This window comes from Limnohabitans sp. TEGF004, from assembly GCF_027924965.1.
Classification (GTDB): Bacteria; Pseudomonadota; Gammaproteobacteria; order Burkholderiales; family Burkholderiaceae_C; genus Limnohabitans.
Map to the genome: position 1 here is coordinate 912305 of NZ_AP027056.1, position 26267 is coordinate 938571.

Here is a 26267-nt window from a genome sequence, read left to right on the forward strand (position 1 = left end):
TATGAATGATATGATTCTGTAACAGATCAAAACCCTAGGTTAACCTTGGGTTTCTTTGATCGCTGCACACCCCTTTCAAGAGTGATTTGCCATGAGCCAAAAGCCAACCGAATTCAACGCCGCCAACCTCGAAGCATGGGCCAAAGCCGCTGCTAAATCAGCCCCAGGCGGCGACGTCAACGCCCTGAACTGGAAGACTTTGGACGGTATCAGCGTCAAGCCGTTGTACACCGCTGAAGACACCCAAAACCTCCCTTACGCCAACACATTGCCAGGCTTCGAGCCCTATGTGCGCGGCCCGCAAGCCACCATGTACTCGGTGCGTCCATGGACGATTCGCCAATACGCAGGCTTCTCCACCGCAGAAGAATCCAACGCGTTCTACCGCAAGGCTTTGGCCGCCGGTGGTCAAGGCGTGTCGGTCGCGTTTGACTTGGCCACCCACCGTGGCTATGACTCAGACCACCCCCGTGTGACAGGCGACGTGGGCAAGGCCGGCGTGGCGATTGACTCGGTGGAAGACATGAAGATCTTGTTTAACGAAATTCCGTTGGACAAAGTGTCGGTCTCTATGACCATGAACGGCGCGGTGCTGCCTGTGCTGGCTGGCTACGTGGTGGCCGCTGAAGAGCAGGGCGTGAGCCAAGAGTTGTTGTCTGGCACGATTCAGAACGACATTCTGAAAGAGTTCATGGTGCGCAACACCTACATCTACCCGCCTGAGCCTTCGATGAAGATCATTGGCGACATCATTGGCTACACCGCCAAGCACATGCCCAAGTTCAACTCGATCTCGATTTCGGGTTACCACATGCAAGAGGCCGGTGCCAACCAAGCCTTGGAATTGGCTTTCACCTTGGCCGACGGCAAAGAGTATGTGAAGACCGCCATTGCATCAGGCTTGGATGTGGACGCCTTCGCGGGCCGCTTGTCGTTCTTCTGGGCGGTGGGCATGAACTTCTATTTGGAAATTGCCAAGATGCGCGCCGCACGTTTGCTGTGGTGCCGCATCATGAAGGGCTTTGACGCCAAGAACTCCAAGAGCTTGATGCTGCGCACGCACAGCCAAACTTCTGGCTGGTCACTCACCGAGCAAGACCCCTACAACAACGTGGTGCGTACCACCATCGAAGCCATGGCTGCGGTGTTTGGTGGCACACAGTCACTGCACACCAACTCGTTTGACGAAGCGATTGCTTTGCCGACCGAGTTTTCGTCACGCATTGCCCGCAACACCCAGCTCATCATTCAAGAAGAGACCCACATCACCAACGTGATTGATCCATGGGCCGGCTCGTACATGATGGAGTCGCTCACCCAAGAAATGGCTGACAAAGCCTGGGCCATCATCGAAGAAGTCGAGGCCATGGGCGGCATGACCAAAGCCGTGGACAGCGGTTGGGCCAAGCTAAAGATCGAAGCTGCTGCCGCTGAAAAGCAAGCGCGCATCGACTCTGGCAAAGACGTCATCGTGGGCGTGAACAAATACAAACTCGCCAAAGAAGATCCGATCGAAACCCTGTCGATTGACAACGTCCGCGTGCGCGACGGTCAGATTGAGCGTTTGCAAAAAATCAAAGCAACACGCGACACTGCCAAGGTGGAAGCTGCATTGGCCGCGTTGACGCAATCAGCTGAAACTGGCGAAGGCAACTTGCTCGACTTGTCCATCAAGGCCATTCGCCTGCGCGCCACAGTGGGCGAGGTGAGTGACGCACTCGAAAAAGTGTTTGGCCGCCACCGCGCTGACACCCAAAAGGTCACGGGTGTGTACGCCGCTGCGTATGACGATGGCGAAAACGTGGGAGACACCATGGAATACTGGAATGCCCTCAAGACCGACATTGCTGCGTTTGCCGAAGACCATGGTCGTCGTCCTCGCGTGATGATTTCCAAGTTGGGCCAAGACGGCCACGACCGTGGTGCCAAAGTGGTGGCCACTGCGTTTGCCGACCTCGGCTACGACGTGGACATGGGCCCCTTGTTCCAAACACCTGAAGAGTGCGCTCGCCAAGCCATTGAAAACGACGTGCACGCCGTAGGTGTGTCAACACTCGCTGCTGGCCACAAAACCTTGGTGCCCGCCATCATTGCTGAGTTGCAGAAGCAAGGCGCTGACGACATCATCGTGTTCGTGGGCGGCGTGATTCCACGTCAAGACTACGACTTCTTGTACGAAGCGGGCGTCAAAGGCATCTACGGCCCAGGCACCCCCATTCCAGCCAGCGCCAAAGACGTGTTGGAGCAAATCAAAAAGGCCGTTGGGTGACGCCTGCACAGTTGCTCGATGGACTGTTGCAGGGCAACCCGCCCGTGCAACGCCGTGCGATGGCCAAAGCAATCACCTTGCTGGAGTCCACGCGCACGGATCATCGCGCATCTGCGGATGAGTTACTCACCGCCATGTTGCCGCACACGGGCAAGTCGTTTCGACTGGGCATCAGTGGTGTGCCGGGTGTGGGCAAGTCCACCTTTATCGAAGCGTTGGGTTTGTATTTGATTGGTCAAGGCCACCGTGTGGCGGTGTTGACTATTGACCCATCGTCGACAGTATCTGGCGGCTCCATTTTGGGTGACAAGACCCGCATGGAGTTTTTGAGTGTGCACGACCAAGCCTACATTCGACCCAGCCCATCGAGTGGCACCTTGGGTGGTGTGGCCGAAAAAACGCGTGAGTCGATGTTGGTCTGCGAAGCCGCAGGTTACGACGTGGTGATTGTGGAAACCGTGGGTGTGGGCCAAAGCGAAACCGCTGTGGCCAACATGACCGATATGTTTGTGTTGCTGCAGTTGCCCAATGCAGGCGACGATTTGCAAGCCATCAAAAAAGGCGTGATGGAGATTGCCGATTTGGTGGTCATCAACAAAGCAGACATCGACGCCATCGCAGCCACACGTGCCGAGCTGCAAATCACCAGCGCTTTGCAGTTGTTGGGCATGCACGGTGGCTCGGGCCACGCGCACCGCAACATCGAGGTGTGGCACCCCAAGGTGGTGCAACTCAGCGCGTTACTGGGCCAAGGCGTGGATGTATTTTGGGCAGCGGTGGGTGAGTTTCAAACCATTCAAAAACAAAACGGCCGCTTCTCTGAGCGCCGCCAAAACCAAGCCCTGTCATGGATGTGGGAACGCATCGATGCAGGCTTGAAACAAAACTTTAGAGCGCAGCCGCGTGTGCAAACGTTGCTGCCCCAATTGAGTCAACAAGTCGCGGCGGGCCAGCTGGCCGCCTCGACGGCTTCCCGTCAACTGCTCAGCGCTTATCAAGCGCAGGGTTAATTTGAAAATCTTCCTGGAGTAAAGAAAGAGCAACCATGCAAGACATCATCGAACAACTGGAACAAAAGCGCGCTGCGGCTCGCTTAGGTGGCGGCCAAAAGCGCATTGATGCGCAGCACGCCAAAGGCAAACTCACAGCACGCGAGCGCATCGAAGTGTTGTTGGACGAAGGCACCTTCGAAGAGTGGGACATGTTTGTTGAACACCGTTGCACCGACTTCGGTATGGACGGCGACAAAATTCCAGGTGACGGCGTAGTCACTGGCTACGGCATGATCAATGGCCGTTTGGTGTTTGTGTTCAGCCAAGACTTCACCGTGCTGGGTGGTTCGCTGTCTGAAACGCATGCCGAAAAAATCTGCAAGATCATGGACCAAGCCATGAAGGTTGGCGCACCTGTGATTGGTTTGAACGATTCGGGCGGTGCGCGTATTCAAGAAGGTGTCGCCGCATTGGGCGGCTACGCCGACGTGTTCCAACGCAACGTCATGGCCAGCGGTGTGGTGCCACAGATCAGCATGATCATGGGCCCATCAGCGGGTGGTGCGGTGTATTCACCCGCCTTGACCGACTTCATCTTCATGGTCAAAGACACGTCCTACATGTTTGTGACCGGTCCTGATGTGGTCAAGACTGTGACCCACGAAGAAGTGACAGCCGAAGAATTGGGTGGCGCTCTGACACACACCACCAAGAGCGGCGTGGCTGACATGGCTTTTGAGAACGACGTGGAAGCCTTGCTCATGCTGCGTCGCCTCTACAACTACCTGCCACTCAACAACAAAGAAAAAGCACCTGTGCGCGTCAGCGGTGATCCATCGAGCCGCATGGACATGAGCTTGGATACTTTGGTGCCTGAGAACCCCAACAAAGCCTACGACATGAAAGAGCTCATCCTCAAAACTGTGGATGACGGCGACTTCTTTGAGCTGCAACCCGACTACGCCAAAAACATCCTGATCGGCTTTGCCCGCATGGAAGGCCAAACCGTCGGCATCGTGGCCAACCAACCTTTGGTGTTGGCAGGTTGCTTGGACATCAAGAGCTCCATCAAGGCCGCACGTTTTGTTCGCTTCTGCGATGCGTTCAACATTCCCGTCATCACCTTTGTGGACGTGCCCGGCTTCATGCCCGGTACCTCACAAGAGTACGGCGGCATCATCAAGCACGGCGCCAAGTTGCTGTACGCGTATGCCGAGTGCACGGTGCCAAAAATCACCGTCATCACACGCAAAGCCTACGGCGGTGCGTATGACGTGATGGCCTCTAAGCACTTGCGCGGCGACGTGAACTTTGCTTGGCCTAACGCCGAAATCGCAGTGATGGGTGCCAAGGGTGCGGTGGAAATCATCTTCCGCGAAGACAAAAACGATCCAGAAAAACTGGCTGCCCGCGAAGCCGAATACAAAGCCCGCTTTGCCAACCCCTTCGTGGCTGGCGCACGCGGCTTCATCGACGACGTGATTCAACCGCACGAAACACGCAAGCGCATCTGCCGCTCGCTGGTGATGTTGAAAGACAAGAAGATCGAAAACCCATGGCGCAAGCACGGCAATATTCCGCTCTAAGCCGCTAGGAGAAGAAGAACATGTTTACAAAAATTCTGATTGCAAACCGTGGCGAAATCGCATGCCGCGTCATCGCCACCGCTCACAAAATGGGCATCAAAACCGTGGCCGTTTACTCTGAAGCCGACAAAGAAGCACGTCATGTGCAACTGGCTGATGAAGCTGTGTTGATTGGCCCAGCGGCCTCGCGCGAGTCTTACCTCGTGGCTGACAAAATCATCGCGGCAGCCAAGGCAACTGGCGCACAAGCTATTCACCCTGGCTACGGCTTTTTGAGTGAGAACGCCGAGTTCTCAAAGCGCTGCGAAGACGAAGGCATTGCCTTCATCGGCCCACGCCACTTCTCAATCTCCGCCATGGGCGACAAGATTGAATCCAAGAAGTTGGCTGGTGCTGCGGGCGTGAACTGCATTCCTGGCTACAACGACGCCATCGACACCGCTGAAGAAGCGGTGAAGATTGCCCAAGGCATTGGCTACCCCGTCATGATCAAGGCCTCAGCTGGTGGCGGTGGTAAAGGCTTGCGCGTTGCATTCAACGACAAAGAGGCCTTTGAAGGTTTCACCTCTTGCCGTAATGAAGCTCGCAATAGCTTTGGCGATGACCGCGTGTTCATCGAGAAGTTTGTCGAAGAGCCGCGCCACATCGAAATCCAAGTGCTGGGCGACAGCCACGGCAACGTGGTGTTCTTGAACGAGCGCGAGTGCTCGATTCAACGCCGTCACCAAAAAGTGATTGAAGAAGCGCCATCACCCTTCATCAGCGAAGCCACGCGCAAAGCCATGGGCGAGCAAGCCGTGCAGTTGGCCAAGGCGGTGAAATACCAATCCGCAGGTACGGTGGAGTTTGTGGTCGGCAAAGACCAAAGCTTCTACTTCCTCGAGATGAACACACGTTTGCAGGTGGAACACCCTGTGACCGAAGCCATCACAGGCCTCGACTTGGTCGAGCAAATGATTCGCGTGGCAGCAGGTGAAAAACTCACACTGACGCAAGTCGATGTCAAACGCAATGGTTGGGCTATTGAGTGCCGTATCAACGCCGAAGACCCGTTCCGCAACTTCTTGCCTTCCACTGGCCGTTTGGTGCGTTTCCAAACGCCAAAACAAACCATGTTCCAAGGCAACACCGCTGACTTGCTCGGCGTGCGTGTGGACACCGGTGTGCAAGACGGTGGCGAGATTCCGATGTTCTACGACTCGATGATCGCCAAGCTCATCGTGCACGGCAAAGACCGCAACGACGCGATTGCCAAAATGCGCGAAGCACTGAACGGCTTTGTGATTCGCGGCATCAGCTCGAACATCCCATTCCAAGCCGCTTTGTTGGCGCATCCCAAGTTTGTCTCGGGTGACTTCAACACGGGCTTCATTGCTGAGCAATACGCGCACGGCTTCCGCGCTGAAGACGTGCCACACGAAGACCACGACTTCTTGGCTGCCTTGGCTGCGTTTGTGCGTCGTAAATCTCGCGAACGTGCCGCAGGTTTGAGCGGTCAGCTGCCTGGCTACGACGTGCAAATTGGTCAAGACTACGCAGTGGTCGAGTTGGGCCAAGGCGGCAACAACCGCTACGTGTTAGTGCATGTGGACGAGTTCATCGGCAAACCCGGTGTGGCGCAAATCACCATCGCTGGAAAAACTTACGCGATCGAAAGCAAGTCACGTTTGAACGATATTCGCATCGAAGGCACTTGCAACGGCAAGCCTTTCACAGCGCAAGTCGAGCGCGGCACTTTGAAAAACCCATTGGCTTTGCAAGTGCAGCACAACGGCACGCGCATCGAAGCTTTGGTGATGTCGCCACGCATGGCCGAGTTGCACAAGCTCATGCCATTCAAAGCACCACCAGACTTGAGTAAGTACGTGTTGTCGCCCATGCCTGGCTTGTTGGTCGAAGTGTCTGTGACACCTGGCCAAAAAGTGCAAGCGGGTGAGCGCGTCGCCGTCATCGAAGCGATGAAGATGGAAAACGTGTTGTTTGCAGCTGCAGACGGCGTGGTCAAAAAAGTGGTGGCCGCTAAGGGCGAATCATTGACTGTGGACCAGATGATTGTGGAGTTCGAATAATGGCTCGTCCATTCAAAGTTCTCGGTATTCAACAAATCGCCATCGGCGGCCCTGACAAGGGCCGCTTGAAAAAGCTGTGGGTTGACATGTTTGGCCTCGAAGTCACGGGCACGTTTCAAAGCGAACGCGAGAACGTGGACGAAGACATCTGTGCCATCGGCGCCGGCCCTTTCAAGGTCGAAGTCGATTTGATGCAGCCCATGGACATCGAGAAAAAGCCTGCGGTTCACGCCACGCCGTTGAACCACATTGGCTTGTGGATCGATGACCTGCCCGTGGCTGTGGAATGGCTCACGGCGCAAGGTGTGCGCTTTGCACCCGGCGGCATCCGCAAGGGCGCGGCTGGCTTTGACATCACCTTCATGCACCCCAAGGCGAACGACGAGTTTCCCATTGGTGGTGAAGGCGTGTTGATTGAGCTGGTGCAAGCGCCACCTGAAGTGGTGAAGGCCTTTGCAGCTTTGGCGGCTTCGCACGCTTAAACTTTGGCAACAAAAAGCCGTGATTGCTTAGGCAGTCACGGCTTTTTTGTTGCCAGAAAAATGGCGTGAAGCTTGATCAATCAGGGGTTCTGTAAATCTTTTGCAGCAAACGCATCAATGTTTTTTGCTCTGCTGCACTGAGTTGATGCGCGGCGCTGGCGTCTGATTCAATGGCAGCCAGTTCTGCTTTTTGCATGAGTTGCTGGCCTTTTTTGGTGAGCGACAAACCCATGGCTCGTCCATCCGTGGGGTGAGGGGTGCGCTCGATCAAATCGCGTTTTTCAAACGCTTTCAAGAATCCCACCATGTTGGGCGGCAAGATGTTGAGCGCATTACACAGCTCACGCGAGGTGATGCCTGGGTTATGCCCAATCAATGACAGCACCGAAAAATCGACGGGACGAAGATCAAACTCAGCCATGCGCTCGATGAAGCGGCTGATGATGGTCAGTGTGGCGCGGCGGGTGTTGTAGCCGAGGAGGGTTTCGAGGTAACGGGTGTCTATCTTGTCGGTCATGCTGGTTTGAATTGTGCGCGAATTATGTTCAAGCGCATTTCAAACTCTGGCAGTACCCAAGCACGCAAGGCAGCCGCAGGTGCATGCCAACGGGCAGCATCGGTGGGCTGAGCAGCTTCAATGCGCGTCCAGCTCCAAGCCAGCAAGGCGAGGGTGGCCACACGCAAATAGTCACCGGCAATCCAGCTCAAGGTCACACTGCCATCGGGGCGTGTGTGCACTTGCGTGGCTTGTTGGGTGATGTCACGCAGTTGTGCAAACAAGTGCAGCACTTGCGCTTCGTGCGGTGCTTGCGCATTCAAGCCTGCGGACAGTTCGTCCAACATGGCATTCAAAGCGACACCGCCATCGCCCAAGACTTTGCGCATCAGCAAGTCAATGGCTTGAATTTCGTTGGTGCCTTCGTAAATCATGGCGATGCGGGCATCACGCACGTTTTGCTCAATGCCCCATTCACTCACATAGCCGTGGCCGCCAAACACTTGCAAGCAGTCGCTCGCACCGTGGAAACCTTGCTCGGTGCAAGCCGCTTTCAAGATGGGCGTGGTCAGTGCGCACCAGCGCTGCGCAGATTCGCGCTGCGCTGCATCGGGGTGATGCTTGGCAATGTCCAATGCGAGACCAGTTTGGTAAGCCAACACGCGTGAGCCATCAATCCACGCACGCTGTGTGTCCAAGATGCGGCGCATGGCGGGGTGTTCAATGATGAAGTCGGTGGGCTCACCCTTCACACCTGCAGGTTTGGGCGCGCGCATTTGACGGCGCTCGTGTGCATACGCATTGGCTTTTTGCCAAGCGGCGTCCAACAGGCCAACGCCTTGCAGGCCCACATGCAGGCGCGCGGCGTTCATCATCACAAACATAGCGTTGAGGCCTTTGCCCACTTCTCCAACCAACCAGCCTTTGGCTTCGTCAAAGCGCATCACACAAGTGGGGCTGCCGTGGATGCCCATTTTTTCTTCGATGCGTTCGCAATGCACCGCACTGCACGAGCCATCGGCATAAAACTTGGGCACCAAAAAGAGTGACAAACCTTTGGGGCCTGCCGGTGCCTCGGGCAAGCGTGCCAACACCAAGTGCACGATGTTTTCGGTCAGGTCGTGGTCGCCGCCAGAAATGAAAATTTTGGTGCCGCTGATGTGGTAGCTGCCATCCGCTTGCGGCACGGCTTTGGTACGTGCCAGCCCCAAGTCGCTGCCCGCATGGGGCTCGGTCAAGCACATCGTAGCCAGCCATTCGCCTGTGCCTACTTTGCTGAGGTACTGTGCTTTCAGCTCGTCGCTGGCGTGGTGCTTGATGCACTCATATGCGCCGTGCAACAAACCGGGCGCCATGGTCCAGCCATGGTTGGCAGCAGAGAGCCACTCGTACAACACGCTCTCAAGCACGGCAGGTAGGCTTTGACCGCCATCTTCGGTGGCTGTGCACAAAGATGCCCAGCCCGATTGCCAAAACGCTTGGTACGCGTCTTTGAAACCAGGCGGCATGGTCACATGCCCTTGGTTGAATTGTGCGCCGACTTCATCGCCGACGCGATTGAGTGGCGCGATTTCGTTGGCCACAAATTTGCCAGCTTCGTCGAGCACTTGGTTCATCAAGTCGGCATCAACTTCCGCAAACGCTGGTAATTCAGCAATGCGTTGTGGCACATGAAGCACCTTCTCCAAAATGAATTGGATATCTTCAAGACGGGGTTGGTAGTTCATGTGTGTGCTCTAGGGGTTGATCAAGATTCAGCGGTGAAGCCAATGCGTTTGACGAGTGGGCCCCACACGTCGTATTGCTTCTTCATGTCGCGCACCATGTCTTCGGGGGTGCCGCCGACAGGCACCAAGCCAGAGAGTGCCAAGCTGTCGATGACCACTTTGTCTTTCAAAGCAACGTTGATGGCGGCATTGGCAGCAGCCACGGTGTTGGCAGGTGTTTTGGCGGGCGCGTAGAAACCGAACCACTCCTCAATCACCAAGTCAGGGAACCCTTGTTCGGCAAAGGTTGGAACATCTGGCAAGAAGGGTGAACGCTTGGCACCAGAGGTGGCGATCACGCGCAACTTGCCAGCTTTGTGGTTGGCCAAGAAATCACCGTGTGGGGTGATCATGGCGGCGAGCTGGCCGCCAATGACATCGGTGACACCAGGCACAGAACCGCGGTAGGGGATGTGCTTGAGTTCAACACCTGTGTTGATGCTCAACAACGCGCCCAAGAAATGAGGGGTAGAGCCCGCAGCGGGCGATCCGTAGCTGGCATCGTTTGGATTGGCTTTGGCCCAAGCCAAAAAGTCTTTCACGTTTTTCACAGAGGCGGGCACCATGGGGCCAACAGCCAAACCATGCGTCAGCATAGATGCGATCGCAACAGGCACGAAGTCTTTGAACGGGTCGTAGCTGAGCTTGCTGTAGATGTGTGGATAGATCGACATCATGGAGTAAGGCGTGAGCAACAAAGTGCCGCCATCGGCGGGAGCAATCTTGACGGCCTCAACAGCGATGCGACCTGCAGCACCGGTTTTGTTTTCGACGACGCCAGCGTTTTTGCTGTACGCGCCGTTGCCCAGCTTGTCGCCGATACGGCGGCTGGTCACGTCAGCGGTGCCACCGGCAGGAAAGCCGTTGATGATTTTGATTTGCTCCAAAGGCAGTGCACCGCTTTGTGCAAAAGCACTGAAGGGCGCAATGGCGGCCATCGCGACGGGCGTGAGGGCGGTTTGGATGAATTGACGACGATTGCTCATGGTTTGTCTCCTAGCTATGGTGAGTTGAGTGAAGGGTGATCGGTTTAACGCGGTGCCATACGTAGCGCACCGTCCAAGCGAATGACTTCGCCGTTCAAATGGTCGTTGGTCACGATATGGCAAGCGAGCTGGGCAAACTCTTCGGGTTTACCCAAGCGCGAAGGAAAGGGAATCGATGCGGCCAATGACTGTTGCACCGCCTCAGGCAATGTCTTCATCAGTGGTGTGGCAAACAAGCCGGGGGCGATGGTGCACACGCGAATGCCGTGTTGCGCCAAGTCACGCGCCATGGGCAAGGTCATGCTGACCAAGCCGCCTTTGGAGGCGCTGTAGGCTTGTTGGCCCACTTGTCCGTCGAAGGCTGCGACCGATGCGGTGAACATCATCACCCCGCGTTGGCCATCGATGCCTGCTGGTAACTTGGCGCATTCAGCGGCAAACAAACGGCTGATGTTGTACGCGCCCACAAGGTTGACATTGACCACGCGTGCAAAATCTTCCAATGGTGCTGCATTGCCGTCTTTGCCCACGATGCGTTTGGCGGTGCCAATGCCTGCAATGTTCATCAAGATGCGGGCAGGGCCATGCGCTGCAGTGGCTTTGGCCAAGGCTGCTTGCACGCTGTCGGTGTTTGTGATGTCGCATTGGCAAGCAACGCCGCCGATGTCTGCGGCCACTTTTTCAGCGAGCTCTAAGTTCACGTCGATGACGGCGACTTTGGCGCCCAGTCGCGCCAGTTCGCGTGCGGTGGCTTCACCGAGGCCTGATGCGCCACCGGTGACTAAAACGGCTTGTCCTTGAATGTCCATGTGCGTTGTCCTTTACTGAGGCAGCAAGATGTTGGGGGCGGTGCCTTCGTGCATGGCTTGCACCAAAGCATCGCGGTGTTTGAGCACAGCGCGTTGGTTGATAGAGCCTTTGTCGGTCACTTCACCTTTGTCGATGGAGGGCGGCTCGCTCAGCAACACTGCACGCGCAATGCGCGAGGCACTGCCGGTGGCGGTTTCAGCCAAGTGGTTGAGCACACCTTGAAAGTGCGCCACCACGGGGGCGCTGGCCAGCACATCGGCCATGCTGGCGTTTGCACTTAAACCACTCAGGCCACGCACAGCGGCGGTTGGAAAAATCATGGCGCCCACTTCTTTGCGGTTCAAGCCTGTGACCACCACGTCTTGGATGTACGGCGCACCGGCGCCAATCACTTTGGCGCGCAAAGGGCCCACGCTCACAAAGGTGCCTGTGGCGAGTTTGAAGTCTTCGGCGATGCGGCCATCAAACCGCAGGCCTTGGTGCACATCGGACTCATCAATCCACTTCACCGCATCGCCTGTGCAGAAGAAGCCTTCTTCGTCAAAGTGGTCGCGTGTCTCTTCGGGCGCGCGCCAGTAGCCGGGCGTGATGTTGGGGCCTTTGTAGCGAATTTCGATTTTGTCGCCGTCAGGAATGAGCTTGATTTCCAAGCCGGGTGTGGGTACGCCCAGGTCGGCGGTTTTCACATGCGGGTTGGTGACAAACAAAGCGAAGGGGCCAGACTCGGTCATGCCCAAGCCTGTGGTCATGGCAATGCGTTCACCCACTTCGCGCTCTTGGCTGGCGTACAGGCTGTCCCAAATAGGCTGAGCCATGGCGGCGCCTGCATAGAAAAACATGTTGACGCGGCTGAGCAAGTTTTTGCGCAGCACATCGTCGGTTTGCATCGCGCTGGCAATGGCTTCAAAACCAGTGGGCACGTTGAAGTAAACCGTGGGGGCAATCTCGCGCAAATTGCGCAAGGTTTCTTGTATCAATGCGGGCGTGGGTTTGCCATCGTCAATGTAGAGCGTGCCGCCGTTGTAGATGACCATGCCGAAGTTGTGATTGCCACCGAAGGTGTGGTTCCATGGCAACCAGTCGATCAGCACAGGTGGCTGCTCGGCCAACAAGGGCATGGATTGGCACATCTGCTGTTGGTTGGCGCACCACATGCGTTGTGTGTTCATCACTGCTTTGGGCAGCTTGGTAGAGCCTGAGGTGAACAAAAATTTGGCGATGGTGTCTGGGCCTGTGGCTTGCATGGCTGCATCCACGGCAGGTGTGATGGGGGTGGCCAACAGATCTGCAAACGAGGTGTTGGTGTGGCCTTCTGCGGTGCCGTGCGTCAGCACCACTTCCACATCAGAGGCCACTGCTGTTTGAATGGCTTTGCCGTAGCGCGCGGCATCAGCGGCAAACACCAAACCTGGCGTGAGTGTGCTGAGGATGTGGCGCAGCTTGTCGTAGTCTTGGCTGATGGTCGAGTAGGCGGGCGATGCAGGGCAATACGGCACACCGGCCACCATGCAACCCAAAGCCATCAAAGCGTGTTCAAGGTCGTTCTCGGACAAGATCACCACAGGGCGATCGGCGTTGAGCCCGCGGTTGATCAAACCTTGCGCGATGCGGCGTGCTGCATCGAGTGCTTGCGAGAAGCTGATGTGTTGCCAGTCACCCGAAGTGCCATCTGCATTTTTAACGCGACGCGCAAACAAAGTTTGCTCGGGCTTTTCTTTGGCCCAGTGCACCAAGCGGTCGGTCATGCGTTCGGCATAGGGCGCGAGTGCTTGGTCGGCCATCATGTAGCGCACGCCGTTTTGGCCTTCGCGCATCTTCACGCGCGTGACACCAAACTTCATGGGGCGAAATTTCACTGCAGTCATGGTTTGTCTCCGGTTGCGGCTGTGATCAGCTCTTTTGAACCTTGGCGGCGCGGCCTTCTAAGAAATCACGCACACGCTGCTTGGCTTCGGGGGCCGCTTGTGCAATCGCCGACATCATGGATTCGGTGATGAAGCCTTGGTCCGCAGGTTGCTCCGCAATGCGTGGCAACACATTCATCAAGGCGTAGTTGGTGAGTGGGGCATTGCTGCCAATGCGTTGTGCCAACTCGAAGGCTTTGTCAAACGATGTGCCAGTGGGTACCAGGTATTGCGCAAAACCAGCACGCTCGCCGTCCACCGCGTTGTAGACGCGGCCGGTCATCATCATGTCTGTCATACGCGCGACGCCAATCAAACGAGGGATACGCACGGCACCGCCACCGCCCACGAAAATACCGCGTGTGCCTTCGGGCAGTGCGTAAAAGGTGCTTTCATCTGCTACGCGGATGTGGCATGCGCTGGCTAGTTCTAAACCACCGCCCACCACTGCGCCATGCAAGGCAGCGACGACAGGCACGGGGCCGTATTGCAAACGCTCCAAGGCGTAGTGCCATGAACGTGAGTGGTGCATGCCTTGGCCGGCATCGCGTTCTTTCAAATCGCTCAAGTCCAAGCCCGCGCAGAAATGGTCACCATCGCCTGCGATGACAGCGGCTTTCGCGTTCTCGGGCAGGTTCTCAAAAATATGACGCAGAGAGGCAATCAAGGCATCGTTGAGAGCGTTGCGCTTTGCTGGGCGTGTCAAACGGATGACCGCGATGTCGCCGCGCATTTCAAAGTGGATGTCTGAGTTTTGATTCATGGTCGGGTTTGCTCGTGGTTGCTTTTGATCTGGAAATGAATTATGGTTATGTCTAATAACTAAATAATTGGGACTTACCCTAAACTTGTTGGAAAATAAAACCACTCTGGAGATTGACCATGGACTACAAAAATCTGATTGCCATTGACATTCACACCCACGCCGAGGTGAGTTGTCGCAACCCCTTTGACAACTACGGCGAGGAGTACGACCGCGCAGCCGATAAATACTTTGGCTCCAGCCATCGCCCCACGATTGACGAAACCGTGGCGTACTACCGGGAGCACAAAATGGGCTTGGTCATGTTCACGGTGGACAGCGAATCCCAGACAGGGCGTCGTCGCATTTCGAACGAAGAGATTGCAGATGCGGCCAAAAAGAACAGCGACATGATGGTGGCCTTTGCAAGCATCGACCCGCACAAAGGCAAGATGGGCGCGCGCGAAGCCGAGCGCCTGATCAAAGAAGATGGCATCAAGGGCTTCAAATTTCACCCCACGGTGCAGGGCTATCACCCCTACGACAAGATGGCTTGGCCCATCTATGAAGTGATCAACGAATACAAACTACCCGCCATCTTCCACACAGGCCACAGCGGCATTGGCAGCGGCATGCGTTGTGGTGGCGGCTTGCGTTTGGCCTACAGCAACCCCATGCATTTGGATGATGTAGCGATTGATTGGCCTGACATGCAAATCGTCATGGCGCACCCCAGCTTCCCTTGGCAAGACGAGGCCTTGAGCGTGGCCACCCACAAGCCCAACGTGTGGATTGACCTCTCAGGCTGGAGCCCCAAGTACTTCCCCAAGCAACTCATCCAATACGCCAACACCTTGTTGAAAGACCGCGTGTTGTTTGGCAGTGACTACCCGCTGATCACGCCTGAGCGCTGGATGAAAGACTTTGAGGTCGCAGGCTTCAAGCCCGAGGTGATGCCCGGCATCTTGAAAGACAACGCGGTGCGTTTGTTGGGCCTCGACAAAGCCTAAGTGTTTTTACAAATTAAAAGCCGTGGCTGCGATGCAGTCACGGCTTTTTTGTTGCGTTCCAAGAGTCTCTTTTATTCGTTCATGTGCACGCGTTTGGCAAGTTGATATGCCAGCAAAGACGCACAGGTTGCCACGACGGCACACAGCCAATAGTGCGTGACTTGTCCGCTCGGTTCGTTCTGTAGCAGCATGCCGCCGACCCAGGCTGCTACCCCCATGGAGAACGATTGAACCGCACCGTTGAGTGACATGAACGTGCCACGGAATTTAGGATTGGCTGCCGAGGTGAGCAAGGCCATGCCTGGAATCATGCGTGCGTTCATGGCGAAGAACAAAGTGCTGGTGACCAGCAACACCACATACAGCGGCACAGGCTCGATCAACGTGATGGCAAACATCGGAATGATTGAGAACAGCACCGCGCGTTGAAACGTTTCACGCTTGCCCAAGCGGTCTGTGACGCCGCCCACCCAGCGACCGCTGAACAGGGTGACCACACCGCCACAAAAGTACAGCCACGGAATCTCGTGGGGGGCCATCACCTGGTTGTTTTGCAAATACAGCGTGATGTACGGAATGATGGTGAAGGCGGCAAACATCATGGTGGCTGATAACAGCAAGGCCATGCGTTGGTTGGGCTCGCTCAGCACTTGGCCCATGGCGTGCAGCACATGTTTGTCTTTGGCGTGGGCCACATGGGCATCTAACTTGGGCACGCTGTAGTTGGCCAACACGCCCACAGCGATGCACATCACACCAATTCCAAAGAAGGCGGTGTGCCAACCCCAGAGGTTGGCAAACAGCAAACCGGCAGGCACGCCAGCCACGGTGGCCACAGAGAACGACGTCATCACAATGCCGGTGGCGCGACCACGGCGTTCGAACGGCACCACGTCGCCAATGATGGTTTGCGTCATGGTGGACAGCACGCCTCCAAAAAAGCCAGAGGCAATGCGTGCGGCCATCAGCCAGCCATAGGTGGGTGCAATGCCGCAGGCCACGGTGGTGAGGGCGAACAACACATAGAGCGTGAGCAACAAACGCTTGCGGTCAAAGCGGTCAATGAAAGTGGTGGCAAACAAGCCAGACAGGCCCGCCGCCACGGTGTAGGCCGAGACCAACAAACCAAACTCCGCGAAGCTGATTGCAAACAAGCTGGTCAGCTGTGGGCCGAGCGGCATCATGATCATGAAGTCCACGATGTGTGTGAACTGAATGCCGGCGAGCGACAAAAGAAGCAGAAGTTCTCTGCGTGCAGTGAGTTGGGTGTGCATTGAAATGTCAGGTATCGCGGGGAGGGCAGAAGGTGCCCTTTGATGCCGCTGTGTCAGTCAAGCTTTGGTGGCTTGGCGGACTTTGGCTTTGGCGAGTGCAGCCTCAATGATCGCACGTTTGCGATCGACCTCGGGTGCGTGCTCGGTCCCTTTGGTGTGTGCGGGCAGGTCGGCAAGTTTTTTCACAGCTTTGGCTTGCAAGCGCTCGTCATGTTCTACTGCCTCACGCTTCAAACGGGCAAGGCGTGTGTCGTAGCGCTGACGCGCGAGGTTAGCCAGTTCTTGCGGCCATGAGGCCCAACCGCTGAGGTTGATGTCGATGGGTTCGAGTGAGATGCAGTCCACAGGGCAAGCAGGAATGCAGAGCTCGCAGCCCGTGCAATAACTTTCCACCACGGTGTGCATGCGCTTGTTGGCGCCGATGATTGCATCGGTTGGGCATACCGCAATGCACAGCGTGCAGCCAATGCACCACGCCTCGTCAATGATGGCGATGGTGCGCGGGCCTTCTAAGCCGTTTTCTGGGTTCAGGGGTAGGGCAGGCTTGCCTGTGAGGGCTGCCAGCCGTTCAACGCCTTCTGTGCCGCCTGGTGGGCACTGGTTGATGTCAGCCTCGCCTTGGGTGATGGCCTCGGCGTATTGCTGACAGTCAGGGTAGCCACAACGCGTGCATTGCGTTTGTGGCAGGGCGTTGTTGAGCTGTTCGACCAGACTCACTTTTGTGCGGCAGCAGCTTTTTTAGCGGCAGGCTTGGCAACGGCTTTGACCGGTGCAGCTTTAGCAGCCACAGGTGCCGCCTTCTTCACTGCGGGGATAGCTTTCTTCGCCACAGCTTTGGGCTTGGCTGCAACCGCCTTCACAACGCCTTTGCCTTGGCCTTTGTTGTGTTCCAAGATGAAGCTCTTGACGTGTGGGTACACCACATCGCGCCAACGGCGGCCACTGAAGATGCCGTAGTGGCCTGCGCCTTTGGCTTCGAGGTGGTGGTGTTCTTGGCGCACGATGCCGCTGCACAGCTTGTGCGCGGCTTCGGTTTGGCCTGAGCCAGAGATGTCGTCCAACTCACCTTCCACAGTCAACAACGCTGTGGTGCGAATGTCTTGTGGGCGCACCAACTCAAGCTTGCCTTGTGGGTTTTTGATTTCCCATGTGCCGCGCACCAGTTTGAAGTCTTGGAACACCGTGTTGATGGTTTCCAAGTAGTAATCGGCATCCATGTCGAGCACCGCGTTGTACTCGTCATAGAAATCGCGGTGTGAGTCGACGCTGGAGTTATCGCCCTTGATCAAGTCTTTGAAGTAGTCGTAATGGCTCTTCAAGTGACGATCGGGGTTCATGGCCACGAAGCCCGTGTGCTGCAAGAAGCCGGGGTAAACGCGACGGCCTGCACCTGGGAAGTTGTCGGGCACGCGGTAGATCACGTTGTTTTCGAACCAGCTGTGGCTCTTGTTCATCGCCAAGTTGTTCACCGCTGTGGGGGATTTGGTGGCATCAATCGGGCCGCCCATCATGGTCATGGTGATGGGGGTCTTCTCGCCACGGCTGGCCATCAATGACACAGCAGCCAACACGGGCACGGTGGGTTGGCACACGCTCATGATGTGGCAGTTGCCGTATTTGCTTTGCAAATCACGGATGAACTCTTGCACGTAGTTCACGTAGTCGTCGAGGTGGAATTCACCATCGCTCAGTGGGACCAAGCGTGCATTCTTCCAGTCGGTGATGTAGACCTTGTGGTCTTTGAGCATGGTTTTGACGGTGTCGCGCAGCAAGGTGGCGTAGTGGCCAGACAAGGGGGCCACGATCAGCACCACAGGTTGTGCTTTGAGTTTGGTCAGTGTGGCGGCGGCGTCGGTGAAGCGCTTGAAGCGGCGCAGCTCACAAAACGGTTTGTCCATTTCGATGCGTTCGTGAATGGCAACCTCTGTGCCTTCGACTTCGACAGATTTGATGCCGAATTGTGGCTTTTCGTAGTCTTTGCCTAAGCGGTAGAGCAAGTCATAACCGGCGGATACGCGCTGAGCCATCGGGTTTTGTGCAATGGGGGAGTTGGTTTGGCCGTAAAGTTTGGAGGCGGCTTGCGCAAAGTCTGCGAACGGCTCCATCAGGCTACGTTGCGTCTCGAAGATTTGGTAAAGCATGGTGTTGTCTCAAAAATGTTGCAGTGCAATATAGCGCACTTACTTGGTTGAAAATGGAGTTTGTCCTCCAATTGACATAAAGCAGGCACCGACGAAGGCTACTGATGAATTCATACATAAATATTACACGCATGCCGGTGCTGTTTGTCGGCCACGGCAGCCCTATGAATGTGATCGAGGACAGCCCTTATCGCCGCGCATGGCAAGACTTGGGCGCCCAGTTTGGCCTGCGTTGGCCCAAGCCCAAACTGATTTTGTGCATTTCTGCGCATTGGATCACCGAAGGTTGGTGGATGACGGGTATGGCTCAGCCCAAAACCATTCACGACTTTGGTGGTTTTCCGCAAGAACTGTTTGACCAGCAATATCCAGCACCCGGTGCGCCTGAGTGGGCTGCGCACACAGCGCAACAGTTGCGTCAGCCAAACAATGGTCAACCCGTGGGCGTGGACATGACCACCTGGGGCTTAGACCACGGCGCGTGGGGGGTGCTCAAGCCCATGTTTCCTGCTGCAGATATTCCTGTGGTGCAACTTAGCATCGACTACCACCGCCCGCCCACAGAGCACTTTGCACTTGGGCAGCAGCTGCGTGCATTTCGTGAACAAGGCGTGCTCATCTTGGCCAGTGGCAACACCGTGCACAACTTGCGCACCATGAACCGTTCAGCGCCTGATAACCAAGCTTATGAATGGGCCATTGAGTTTGACCAATGGGTGGCAGAGCAAATTACAAACGGTCACCCCGAGGCTTTGGTGGACTTTCAAGCTCAAGGTGACATAGCGAAGATGTCGCACCCTAGCTACGACCACTTCTTGCCTTTGCTCTACGCCGCAGGCGCGGTAGAGGCGGGTGAGCCGGTTGAGTTTTTCAACGAGGGGTATCAGTTCGCTTCGATTGCCATGCGCTCTGTGATTTGGGGTTAAGCAGAGTTTCGTTGAGTGGGCTGCGCTTAGCTAGCGGTGTTTAAGCCAATGAAAAAAGGGCCTGTGAAGGCCCTTTTTCTTGGCTGCACGCGAGGCGTGCAATCGATGTGCAGTTACATCACTTTTGCGATAGCTTGGCACACGTAGTCGATGTTTTTGCTGTTCAACGCAGCCACGCACATGCGGCCGGTGTCGGTGCCGTACACACCAAACTCAGAACGCAAGCGAACCATTTGGTCCTTGCTCAAACCAGAGTAGCTGAACATGCCGATTTGTGTGGTGATGAAGCTCATGTCTTGCTTCACGCCAGCGGCTTTGAGACCGTCGACCAAGGTTTGGCGCATGGCTTTGATGCGCACGCGCATTTCGCCCAATTCCTTTTCCCACAAAGCGCGCAGCTCTGGGTTGTTCAACACCGCAGCCACCACAGCACCGCCGTGGATAGGTGGGTTGGAGTAGTTGGTGCGAATCACGATTTTGAGTTGTGACAACACGCGGCTGCACTCTTCTTTGTCAGCGCACAAAACGCTCAACGCACCCACGCGCTCGCCGTACAAGCTGAAGCTCTTAGAGAATGAAGTGGACACAAAGAAGTTCAGGCCAGCGGCCACGAATTTTTGAATCACAGCGCCGTCTTCGGCAATGCCGTGGCCAAAGCCTTGGTAGGCCATGTCCAAGAAGGCGGTCAGGTTTTTGGCCTTGACCACTGCCACCACTTGGTCCCATTGAGCAGCAGTGATGTCGTAGCCGGTTGGGTTGTGGCAGCAAGCGTGCAGCACTACAACAGTGCCAGCAGCAGCAGCGTTCAACGAAGCCAACATGCCTTCAAAGTTCACGCCGCGTTTTTCTGCGTCGTAGTAAGCGTAGGTGTCGACCTTGAAACCGGCGTTGGTGAACAAAGCGCGGTGGTTTTCCCAGCTGGGGTCAGAAATCAACACGGTGGCGTTGGGGTTCAGGCGCTTCAAGAAGTCAGCGCCGATTTTCAAGCCGCCGGTGCCGCCAATGCCTTGCACCGTGGCCACACGGCCAGAGGTGACGGGCTCGGAGTCAGCGCCGAAGACCAAGCCTTTGACGGCGGCGTCGTATGCCACGATGCCATCGATGGGCAAGTAGCCGCGCGCAGTGGGTGTGGCCATCATGGTTTTTTCTGCGGCTTGCACGCATTGCAGCAAGGGAAGTTTGCCGTTGTCGTCGAAGTACACACCCACGCCGAGGTTGACCTTGTTGGGGTTGGTGTCGGCGTTGTATTGCTCGTTGAGGCCCAAGATGGGGTCGCGGGGTGCCATTTCGACAGCGGTAAACATTGACATCGTCAGTCCTTGATCACGGATAAAGAGGGGAGGTTAGGTAAACAAGCGCAGTCTGCGGTAGGCTTGCACGTTCGGCCTGAATTTTAAGGGTCAACCCGTATGGTTTTTCAAATCATGCGTTTTTTTCGAGCCATACCGTTTGCATCACCATGTCTGACACCGCAGAAACACTTCCTGACGCATCGCCAGCCGCTAAAGAAGCGCCAGAGCAGCCAAAGGGCACGATGGTCAGCTACCCAGGCTCGCCGTTTGAGCTGTTTCAGCCTTACCCGCCTGCTGGTGACCAGCCCACGGCCATTGCCCAGCTGGTGGAAGGGGTGAATGACGGCGAGGTGTTTCAAACCCTGTTGGGTGTGACGGGTTCGGGCAAAACCTTCACCATGGCCAACGTGATTGCCCAGCTGGGGCGGCCCGCCATCATCTTTGCGCCCAACAAAACCTTAGCCGCGCAGCTGTACAGCGAGTTCCGTGAGTTTTTCCCCAACAACGCGGTGGAGTATTTCGTCAGCTACTACGACTACTACCAGCCCGAGGCCTATGTGCCCCAGCGCGATTTGTTCATCGAAAAAGACAGCGCCATCAACGAGCACATCGAGCAAATGCGCTTGAGCTGCACCAAGAGCATCTTGGAGCGCCGCGATGTGATCGTGGTGGCCACGGTCTCAGCCATCTACGGTATCGGTGAGCCCGAGAGCTACCACCAGATGATCATGACGCTGCGTGCCGGCGACAAAGTGGGCCAACGCGATGCCATCGCCCAGCTGGTGCGCATGCAGTACGAGCGCAACGACCAAGATTTTTCACGCGGCAAATTCCGCGTGCGTGGCGACACGATTGATGTGTTCCCCGCAGAACACTCCGAGCTGGCGATTCGCATTGAGTTGTTTGATGACGAAATTGAAAGCCTGCAACTGTTTGACCCACTCACAGGCCGCATTCGACAAAAGATTCCACGCTTCACCATTTACCCATCCAGCCACTACGTCACACCGCGTGACCGCGTGTTGGCTGCGGTGGAGACCATCAAGGTGGAGTTGGCCGACCGTTTGAAAGAACTGGTGGGCATGAACAAGTTGGTCGAAGCACAGCGCTTAGAGCAACGCACACGCTTTGACTTGGAGATGCTCAGCGAAGTTGGCCACTGCAAAGGCATTGAGAACTACACCCGCCATTTGTCGGGCGCGCCTCCTGGCGCACCGCCCAGCACATTGACCGACTACATGCCCAAAGACTCCATCATGTTTTTGGACGAGAGCCACGTCATGATTGGCCAGCTTGGCGGCATGTACAACGGTGACCGTGCGCGCAAGACCACGCTGGTGGAATACGGCTTTCGTTTGCCCAGCGCCTTGGACAACCGCCCCTTGAAGCTCGAAGAGTTTGAAAAGCGCATGCGCCAAGTGGTGTTTGTCTCCGCCACGCCCGCTGACTACGAAAAGACCCATGCCAGCAAAGTGGTGGAGCAGTTGGTGCGGCCAACGGGCTTGGTCGACCCCTTGGTGGAAGTGCGCCCAGCCACACACCAAGTGGACGACGTGCTGCAAGAAATTCGCATCCGTGTGGATCTAAATGAGCGCGTGCTGATCACCACACTCACCAAGCGCATGGCCGAGCAACTGACCGATTACTTGACCGACAACGGCGTGAAAGTGCGCTACATCCACAGCGACGTGGACACGGTGGAACGTGTTGAAATTTTGCGTGACTTACGCCTAGGTACTTTCGATGTGCTGGTGGGCATCAACTTGCTGCGCGAGGGTATTGACTTGCCCGAGGTGTCGTTGGTGGCCATTCTGGATGCCGACAAAGAGGGCTTTTTGCGCTCAGAGCGCAGCTTGATTCAAACCATTGGCCGTGCGGCGCGTAACCTGAGCGGCAAAGCCATTTTGTATGCCGACCGCATGACCGAGTCGATGAAGAAAGCGATTGGCGAAACCGAGCGTCGCCGCACCAAGCAAATCGCGCACAACCTCGAGATGGGTATCACGCCACGCGGTGTGGTCAAGGGCATTCGCGATTTGATCGATGGCGTCTACAGCGAGAAGGCTGGCAAAGAAGCGCAAGAGCGCGAAATTCAACGCGCCGCTTTCGAAGACATGAGCGAACGCGATGTAGCCAAGGAAATCAAACGCCTAGAGAAGCTGATGATGGAACACGCCCGCAACCTCGAGTTCGAAAACGCCGCCCGCGTGCGTGACCAACTGGCCACCTTGCGTGAGCAAGCTTTTGGCGGGGCAGGGCACGACAACGTGGCGGTGCTGGCGCAAAAAGCCTGACAGCCAACCCTTCGTTCTTGTCATCGACAAGTAGGGTTATTGGCCGAGTACCCGAGCAAATCCGTGGGGATTAAGCTATACTTGACCTAATTAGTCGACAAAGCCCAACCATCAAGGAGCTTGCCATGCGTCTCACCACCAAAGGCCGTTTTGCGGTCACTGCCATGATCGATTTGGCCCTGCGTCAAAACACAGGCCCCGTCACCTTGGCGGCCATCAGCCAGCGCCAACAAATCTCGTTGTCTTACCTCGAGCAGCTGTTCGGTAAATTGCGCCGCCACGACTTGGTGGAATCCACCCGTGGCCCAGGTGGCGGTTATTCGCTGGGGCGCAAGGCTGCCGACATCACCGTGGCCGACATTATTTTGTCGGTAGACGAGCCCATCGACGCCACCCACTGCGGCGGCAAAGAAAACTGTTTGGGCGAAACCGGCCGTTGTATGACGCATGAGCTGTGGGCATCGCTCAACCAACGCATGGTTGAGTTTTTAGACTCGGTCAATCTACAAAAGCTGGTGGACGAACAAATCGCCAAAGGCGTGGAAATTGAAAACAAGCCCACGTTGAAGCGCGCTATTCAGCCCATGCCTGTGGTCAAACCCATTCGCGTCAATGCACCCAACTCGGTGTTTGCTTTAGGCAACGCCTTCGCGAAGCCTCTTTAATTTTTACGGACCCATCATGGACATGACACCCCATTTCCCCATTTACCTCGACTACGGCGCGACCAACCCGTGTGACCCACGCGTTGTGGACGCCATGATTCCTTGGCTGCGCGAGCACTTTGGCAATCCCGCATCACGCAGCCACGCATGGGGCTGGGAAGCTGAAGCCGCCGTTGAGAAAGCCCGTGAAGACGTGGCAGCACTCATTGGCGCTGACCCGCGCGAAATCGTGTGGACATCAGGCGCGACAGAGTCAAACAACCTCGCCATCAAAGGCGCAGCACATTTCTACAAGTCCAAAGGCAAGCACCTCATCACCGTGAAGACCGAGCACAAAGCTGTGCTCGACACCATGCGTGAGTTGGAGCGTCAAGGCTTTGAAGTGACTTACCTCGACGTGCAAGAAGACGGCATGCTTAGCATGGATGCGCTCAAAGCAGCCATTCGCCCTGACACCATTTTGATCAGCGTGATGTTCGTGAACAACGAAATCGGCGTGATTCAAGATATCGCTGGCATTGGCGCGATGTGCCGCGAAAAAGGCATCATCTTCCACGTCGACGCAGCACAAGCCACAGGCAAAGTTGAGATCGACTTGACCACCTTACCTGTCGACTTGATGAGCTTGGCTTCACACAAAACCTACGGCCCCAAAGGCATTGGTGCTTTGTATGTGCGTCGCAAACCTCGCGTGCGCTTGGAAGCGCAAATGCACGGCGGCGGTCACGAGCGCGGCATGCGCAGCGGCACTTTGCCAACGCACCAGTGCGTGGGCATGGGCGAAGCGTTTCGCATTGCCAAAGAAGACATGGCCAAAGACTTGGCCAAAGCCAAAGCTTTGCAACGGCGTTTGCTCGATGGTTTCAAGGACATGGAGCAAGTCTTCATCAACGGCAACATGGAACACCGTGTGCCGCACAACTTGAACATCAGTTTCAACTATGTGGAAGGCGAGTCGCTCATCATGGGTATCAAGGGCTTGGCGGTGTCGTCGGGCTCGGCTTGTACGTCGGCCAGCTTGGAGCCCAGCTATGTGTTGCGTGCCTTGGGCCGCAGCGACGAGTTGGCGCACAGCAGCTTGCGCATGACGATTGGTCGCTTCAGCACCGAAGAAGAAATTGACTACGCCATCGAAACCATTCGTCTCAACGTGGCCAAGCTGCGTGAACTGAGCCCCTTGTGGGACATGTACAAAGAAGGCATCGACATCAGCACCATCCAATGGGCTGCGCATTAATTAAGGAGATTCACCATGGCTTATTCTGAAAAAGTGGTTGACCACTACGAAAACCCCCGCAACGTGGGCTCCTTTGACAAGGGCGACGACTCTGTGGGCACCGGCATGGTGGGCGCGCCCGCTTGCGGCGACGTGATGAAGTTGCAAATCAAGGTCAACCCTGTGACGGGCGTGATTGAAGATGCACGTTTCAAAACCTACGGTTGCGGCTCTGCCATCGCTTCTTCTTCACTGGTGACCGAGTGGGTCAAGGGTAAAACTTTGGACGAAGCGGCAGCTTTGAAAAACAGCGAAATCGCTGAAGAGCTGGCGCTGCCACCTGTGAAAATTCACTGCTCCATCTTGGCGGAAGACGCCATCAAGGCCGCTGTGGATGATTACAAAAAGAAACACGCAGCGGCCTAATCAAAGAAGAACACCATGGCGATCACATTGACTGAAGCCGCGGCACGACACGTGACCCGCTACCTTGCCAAACGTGGCAAGGGCGTGGGCGTGCGTTTGGGTGTCAAGACCACAGGCTGTTCGGGTTTGGCTTACAAGCTCGAATACGTGGACGACCAAGAACCAGAAGACGTGATCTTTGAAGACCACGGCGTGAAGGTGTTGATCGACCCCAAGAGCTTGGCCTACATCGACGGTACGCAACTCGACTTCGTGCGCGAAGGCCTGAACGAGGGCTTCAAGTTTTTGAATCCGAACGAGCGTGATCGTTGCGGTTGCGGCGAATCGTTCCGTATTTAAATTTCGATAGATCAAAGCGAGGCGTGACGTGAACGAATCGGCCAAGCCGTTGTCGGCGCAGCTCGCTGTCAGCGACTTTGAACTCTTCGGCGTGCCCGTGCAGTTTGCACAAGACCGCGCCCAGCTTGATGCACGCTGGAAAGACTTGCAGCGCGAAGCCCACCCTGACAAATTTGCTTCTCAAGGCACAGCCGCACAACGTGTAGCCATGCAGTGGTCGGTGCGCATCAACGAGGCGTATCAACGCTTGAAAGACCCGATGCGCCGCGCCGCCTATTTGTGTGAACTGGGCGGTGCACCCATTCAAGCCGAGAACAACACGGCCATGCCCGCTGCATTTTTGATGCAGCACATGGAATGGCGCGAAGCCATGGACGATGCCGCCGATGTGGCCGCGCTCGAAACCTTGTTTGACGAAGTGCAGCAAGCCCACAAAACAGCCTTGCAGCAATGCGCACAGCTCATCGACACCGCACACGACCTGCCCGCTGCCGCGCAGCAGGTGAGGGGGCTGATGTTCATCGAGAAGTTTTTGCACGACATCGAAGCCCGAATTGACCAACTAGACGCCTCCTGAAAGCG

Annotated in this window: 23 protein-coding genes; 13 read left to right on the top strand and 10 right to left on the bottom strand. The window is 56.1% G+C overall.

Going from position 1 to position 26267, the window contains the following annotated elements; all coding sequences use genetic code 11:
- Window positions 1-91: 91 nt before the first annotated feature.
- From scpA to LINBF2_RS04645, 5 genes are read left to right on the top strand one after another with little or no spacing between them, the layout of a single operon-like run.
- Window positions 92-2269 carry a methylmalonyl-CoA mutase gene (scpA, locus tag LINBF2_RS04625; RefSeq protein ID WP_281890781.1) on the top strand — a complete coding sequence of 726 codons (2178 nt, stop codon included), beginning with the start codon at window positions 92-94 and terminating at the stop codon, window positions 2267-2269.
- Window positions 2266-3279, top strand: a complete 1014-nt coding sequence (gene meaB / locus LINBF2_RS04630; protein ID WP_281890782.1) for a methylmalonyl Co-A mutase-associated GTPase MeaB — start codon at window positions 2266-2268, stop codon at window positions 3277-3279. Before scpA ends, meaB begins: the two co-directional genes overlap by 4 nt.
- 35 nt (window positions 3280-3314) lie before the next feature.
- On the top strand, window positions 3315-4847 hold the full coding sequence (locus LINBF2_RS04635) for an acyl-CoA carboxylase subunit beta (RefSeq protein WP_281890783.1): 1533 nt from the start codon (window positions 3315-3317) through the stop codon (window positions 4845-4847).
- A 20-nt stretch (window positions 4848-4867) separates the two neighbouring features.
- On the top strand, window positions 4868-6916 hold the full coding sequence (locus LINBF2_RS04640; RefSeq protein ID WP_281890785.1) for an acetyl/propionyl/methylcrotonyl-CoA carboxylase subunit alpha: 2049 nt from the start codon (window positions 4868-4870) through the stop codon (window positions 6914-6916).
- Window positions 6916-7398 carry a VOC family protein gene (locus LINBF2_RS04645; protein ID WP_281890786.1) on the top strand — a complete coding sequence of 161 codons (483 nt, stop codon included), beginning with the start codon at window positions 6916-6918 and terminating at the stop codon, window positions 7396-7398. Before LINBF2_RS04640 ends, LINBF2_RS04645 begins: the two co-directional genes overlap by 1 nt.
- 76 nt (window positions 7399-7474) lie before the next feature.
- Here LINBF2_RS04645 and LINBF2_RS04650 read toward each other — a convergent pair whose 3' ends face one another.
- Genes LINBF2_RS04650 through LINBF2_RS04675 form a run of 6 tightly spaced genes read right to left on the bottom strand, consistent with a single transcriptional unit; the run spans window position 7475 to window position 14123 of the window.
- Complete coding sequence (locus tag LINBF2_RS04650) at window positions 7475-7915, bottom strand: MarR family transcriptional regulator (RefSeq protein ID WP_281890787.1); 441 nt, start codon at window positions 7913-7915, stop codon at window positions 7475-7477.
- On the bottom strand, window positions 7912-9621 hold the full coding sequence (locus LINBF2_RS04655; protein WP_281890789.1) for an acyl-CoA dehydrogenase family protein: 1710 nt from the start codon (window positions 9619-9621) through the stop codon (window positions 7912-7914). The genes LINBF2_RS04650 and LINBF2_RS04655 overlap by 4 nt, the downstream gene beginning before the upstream one ends.
- 20 nt (window positions 9622-9641) lie before the next feature.
- Window positions 9642-10646, bottom strand: a complete 1005-nt coding sequence (locus tag LINBF2_RS04660; RefSeq protein ID WP_281890790.1) for a Bug family tripartite tricarboxylate transporter substrate binding protein — start codon at window positions 10644-10646, stop codon at window positions 9642-9644.
- A gap of 44 nt (window positions 10647-10690) precedes the next feature.
- Window positions 10691-11455 carry an SDR family NAD(P)-dependent oxidoreductase gene (locus tag LINBF2_RS04665; protein ID WP_281890791.1) on the bottom strand — a complete coding sequence of 255 codons (765 nt, stop codon included), beginning with the start codon at window positions 11453-11455 and terminating at the stop codon, window positions 10691-10693.
- 12 nt (window positions 11456-11467) lie between these two features.
- The gene (locus tag LINBF2_RS04670) at window positions 11468-13321 is read right to left on the bottom strand and encodes a feruloyl-CoA synthase (RefSeq protein ID WP_281890793.1); all 1854 of its coding nucleotides are present in this window, start codon (window positions 13319-13321) and stop codon (window positions 11468-11470) included.
- 25 nt (window positions 13322-13346) lie between these two features.
- Window positions 13347-14123, bottom strand: a complete 777-nt coding sequence (locus LINBF2_RS04675; protein WP_104800230.1) for a crotonase/enoyl-CoA hydratase family protein — start codon at window positions 14121-14123, stop codon at window positions 13347-13349.
- A 119-nt stretch (window positions 14124-14242) separates the two neighbouring features.
- Here LINBF2_RS04675 and LINBF2_RS04680 point away from each other — a divergent pair, with 119 nt between their 5' ends.
- Window positions 14243-15112, top strand: coding sequence for an amidohydrolase family protein (locus LINBF2_RS04680; protein ID WP_104800231.1), 870 nt, complete (start codon window positions 14243-14245; stop codon window positions 15110-15112).
- Between the two features lie 71 nt (window positions 15113-15183).
- On the opposite strand, the gene LINBF2_RS04685 is transcribed toward LINBF2_RS04680, so the two are convergent.
- Genes LINBF2_RS04685 through phaZ form a run of 3 tightly spaced genes read right to left on the bottom strand, consistent with a single transcriptional unit; the run spans window position 15184 to window position 18527 of the window.
- Entirely contained in the window at window positions 15184-16386 is a 1203-nt protein-coding gene (locus LINBF2_RS04685; protein WP_104800232.1) for an MFS transporter, read from the bottom strand.
- A 57-nt stretch (window positions 16387-16443) separates the two neighbouring features.
- Window positions 16444-17103 (bottom strand): electron transport complex subunit RsxB, encoded by a 660-nt coding sequence (gene rsxB, locus LINBF2_RS04690; protein WP_104800233.1) that lies wholly within the window; start codon window positions 17101-17103, stop codon window positions 16444-16446.
- A complete protein-coding gene (phaZ, locus tag LINBF2_RS04695) occupies window positions 17100-18527 on the bottom strand; it encodes a polyhydroxyalkanoate depolymerase (protein WP_281890796.1) in 1428 nt (475 codons plus the stop codon). Before phaZ ends, rsxB begins: the two co-directional genes overlap by 4 nt.
- A 104-nt stretch (window positions 18528-18631) precedes the next feature.
- On the opposite strand from phaZ, the gene ygiD reads away from it, so the two are divergent.
- Entirely contained in the window at window positions 18632-19453 is an 822-nt protein-coding gene (gene ygiD / locus LINBF2_RS04700) for a 4,5-DOPA dioxygenase extradiol (protein ID WP_281890797.1), read from the top strand.
- 113 nt (window positions 19454-19566) lie between these two features.
- Here ygiD and LINBF2_RS04705 read toward each other — a convergent pair whose 3' ends face one another.
- Complete coding sequence (locus LINBF2_RS04705; protein ID WP_108282382.1) at window positions 19567-20763, bottom strand: amino acid aminotransferase; 1197 nt, start codon at window positions 20761-20763, stop codon at window positions 19567-19569.
- 224 nt (window positions 20764-20987) lie between these two features.
- Here LINBF2_RS04705 and uvrB point away from each other — a divergent pair, with 224 nt between their 5' ends.
- The 6 genes from uvrB to hscB all read left to right on the top strand — a co-directional run bounded on the left by uvrB (window position 20988) and on the right by hscB (window position 26262).
- Window positions 20988-23039, top strand: a complete 2052-nt coding sequence (gene uvrB / locus LINBF2_RS04710; protein WP_281891285.1) for an excinuclease ABC subunit UvrB — start codon at window positions 20988-20990, stop codon at window positions 23037-23039.
- A 125-nt stretch (window positions 23040-23164) separates the two neighbouring features.
- Window positions 23165-23704: a Fe-S cluster assembly transcriptional regulator IscR gene (gene iscR / locus LINBF2_RS04715; protein WP_104800237.1), complete on the top strand. Its 540-nt coding sequence runs from the start codon at window positions 23165-23167 to the stop codon at window positions 23702-23704.
- A gap of 16 nt (window positions 23705-23720) precedes the next feature.
- Window positions 23721-24941 (top strand): IscS subfamily cysteine desulfurase, encoded by a 1221-nt coding sequence (locus LINBF2_RS04720; RefSeq protein WP_281890800.1) that lies wholly within the window; start codon window positions 23721-23723, stop codon window positions 24939-24941.
- 15 nt (window positions 24942-24956) lie between these two features.
- Complete coding sequence (gene iscU / locus LINBF2_RS04725; protein ID WP_104797705.1) at window positions 24957-25346, top strand: Fe-S cluster assembly scaffold IscU; 390 nt, start codon at window positions 24957-24959, stop codon at window positions 25344-25346.
- Between the two features lie 15 nt (window positions 25347-25361).
- The gene (gene iscA, locus LINBF2_RS04730) at window positions 25362-25685 is read left to right on the top strand and encodes an iron-sulfur cluster assembly protein IscA (RefSeq protein WP_104800240.1); all 324 of its coding nucleotides are present in this window, start codon (window positions 25362-25364) and stop codon (window positions 25683-25685) included.
- 28 nt (window positions 25686-25713) lie between these two features.
- Entirely contained in the window at window positions 25714-26262 is a 549-nt protein-coding gene (hscB, locus tag LINBF2_RS04735; RefSeq protein ID WP_281890802.1) for a Fe-S protein assembly co-chaperone HscB, read from the top strand.
- The last annotated feature ends 5 nt before the right edge of the window (window positions 26263-26267 follow it).

Excerpts from the sequence above, each read along its gene's own strand:
- LINBF2_RS04650 (WP_281890787.1), bottom strand. The coding sequence starts at position 7,915 with ATGACCGACAAGATAGACACCCGTTACCTCGAAACCCTCCTCGGCTAC.
- LINBF2_RS04640 (WP_281890785.1), top strand. The coding sequence starts at position 4,868 with ATGTTTACAAAAATTCTGATTGCAAACCGTGGCGAAATCGCATGCCGC.
- LINBF2_RS04660 (WP_281890790.1), bottom strand. The coding sequence starts at position 10,646 with ATGAGCAATCGTCGTCAATTCATCCAAACCGCCCTCACGCCCGTCGCG.
- LINBF2_RS04665 (WP_281890791.1), bottom strand. The coding sequence starts at position 11,455 with ATGGACATTCAAGGACAAGCCGTTTTAGTCACCGGTGGCGCATCAGGC.
- LINBF2_RS04720 (WP_281890800.1), top strand. The coding sequence starts at position 23,721 with ATGGACATGACACCCCATTTCCCCATTTACCTCGACTACGGCGCGACC.
- phaZ (WP_281890796.1), bottom strand. The coding sequence starts at position 18,527 with ATGCTTTACCAAATCTTCGAGACGCAACGTAGCCTGATGGAGCCGTTC.
- LINBF2_RS04670 (WP_281890793.1), bottom strand. The coding sequence starts at position 13,321 with ATGACTGCAGTGAAATTTCGCCCCATGAAGTTTGGTGTCACGCGCGTG.
- LINBF2_RS04705 (WP_108282382.1), bottom strand. The coding sequence starts at position 20,763 with ATGTCAATGTTTACCGCTGTCGAAATGGCACCCCGCGACCCCATCTTG.
- iscU (WP_104797705.1), top strand. The coding sequence starts at position 24,957 with ATGGCTTATTCTGAAAAAGTGGTTGACCACTACGAAAACCCCCGCAAC.
- LINBF2_RS04675 (WP_104800230.1), bottom strand. The coding sequence starts at position 14,123 with ATGAATCAAAACTCAGACATCCACTTTGAAATGCGCGGCGACATCGCG.
- LINBF2_RS04655 (WP_281890789.1), bottom strand. The coding sequence starts at position 9,621 with ATGAACTACCAACCCCGTCTTGAAGATATCCAATTCATTTTGGAGAAG.
- ygiD (WP_281890797.1), top strand. The coding sequence starts at position 18,632 with ATGAATTCATACATAAATATTACACGCATGCCGGTGCTGTTTGTCGGC.
- iscR (WP_104800237.1), top strand. The coding sequence starts at position 23,165 with ATGCGTCTCACCACCAAAGGCCGTTTTGCGGTCACTGCCATGATCGAT.
- LINBF2_RS04680 (WP_104800231.1), top strand. The coding sequence starts at position 14,243 with ATGGACTACAAAAATCTGATTGCCATTGACATTCACACCCACGCCGAG.
- LINBF2_RS04645 (WP_281890786.1), top strand. The coding sequence starts at position 6,916 with ATGGCTCGTCCATTCAAAGTTCTCGGTATTCAACAAATCGCCATCGGC.
- LINBF2_RS04635 (WP_281890783.1), top strand. The coding sequence starts at position 3,315 with ATGCAAGACATCATCGAACAACTGGAACAAAAGCGCGCTGCGGCTCGC.
- LINBF2_RS04685 (WP_104800232.1), bottom strand. The coding sequence starts at position 16,386 with ATGCACACCCAACTCACTGCACGCAGAGAACTTCTGCTTCTTTTGTCG.
- iscA (WP_104800240.1), top strand. The coding sequence starts at position 25,362 with ATGGCGATCACATTGACTGAAGCCGCGGCACGACACGTGACCCGCTAC.
- uvrB (WP_281891285.1), top strand. The coding sequence starts at position 20,988 with ATGGTCAGCTACCCAGGCTCGCCGTTTGAGCTGTTTCAGCCTTACCCG.
- scpA (WP_281890781.1), top strand. The coding sequence starts at position 92 with ATGAGCCAAAAGCCAACCGAATTCAACGCCGCCAACCTCGAAGCATGG.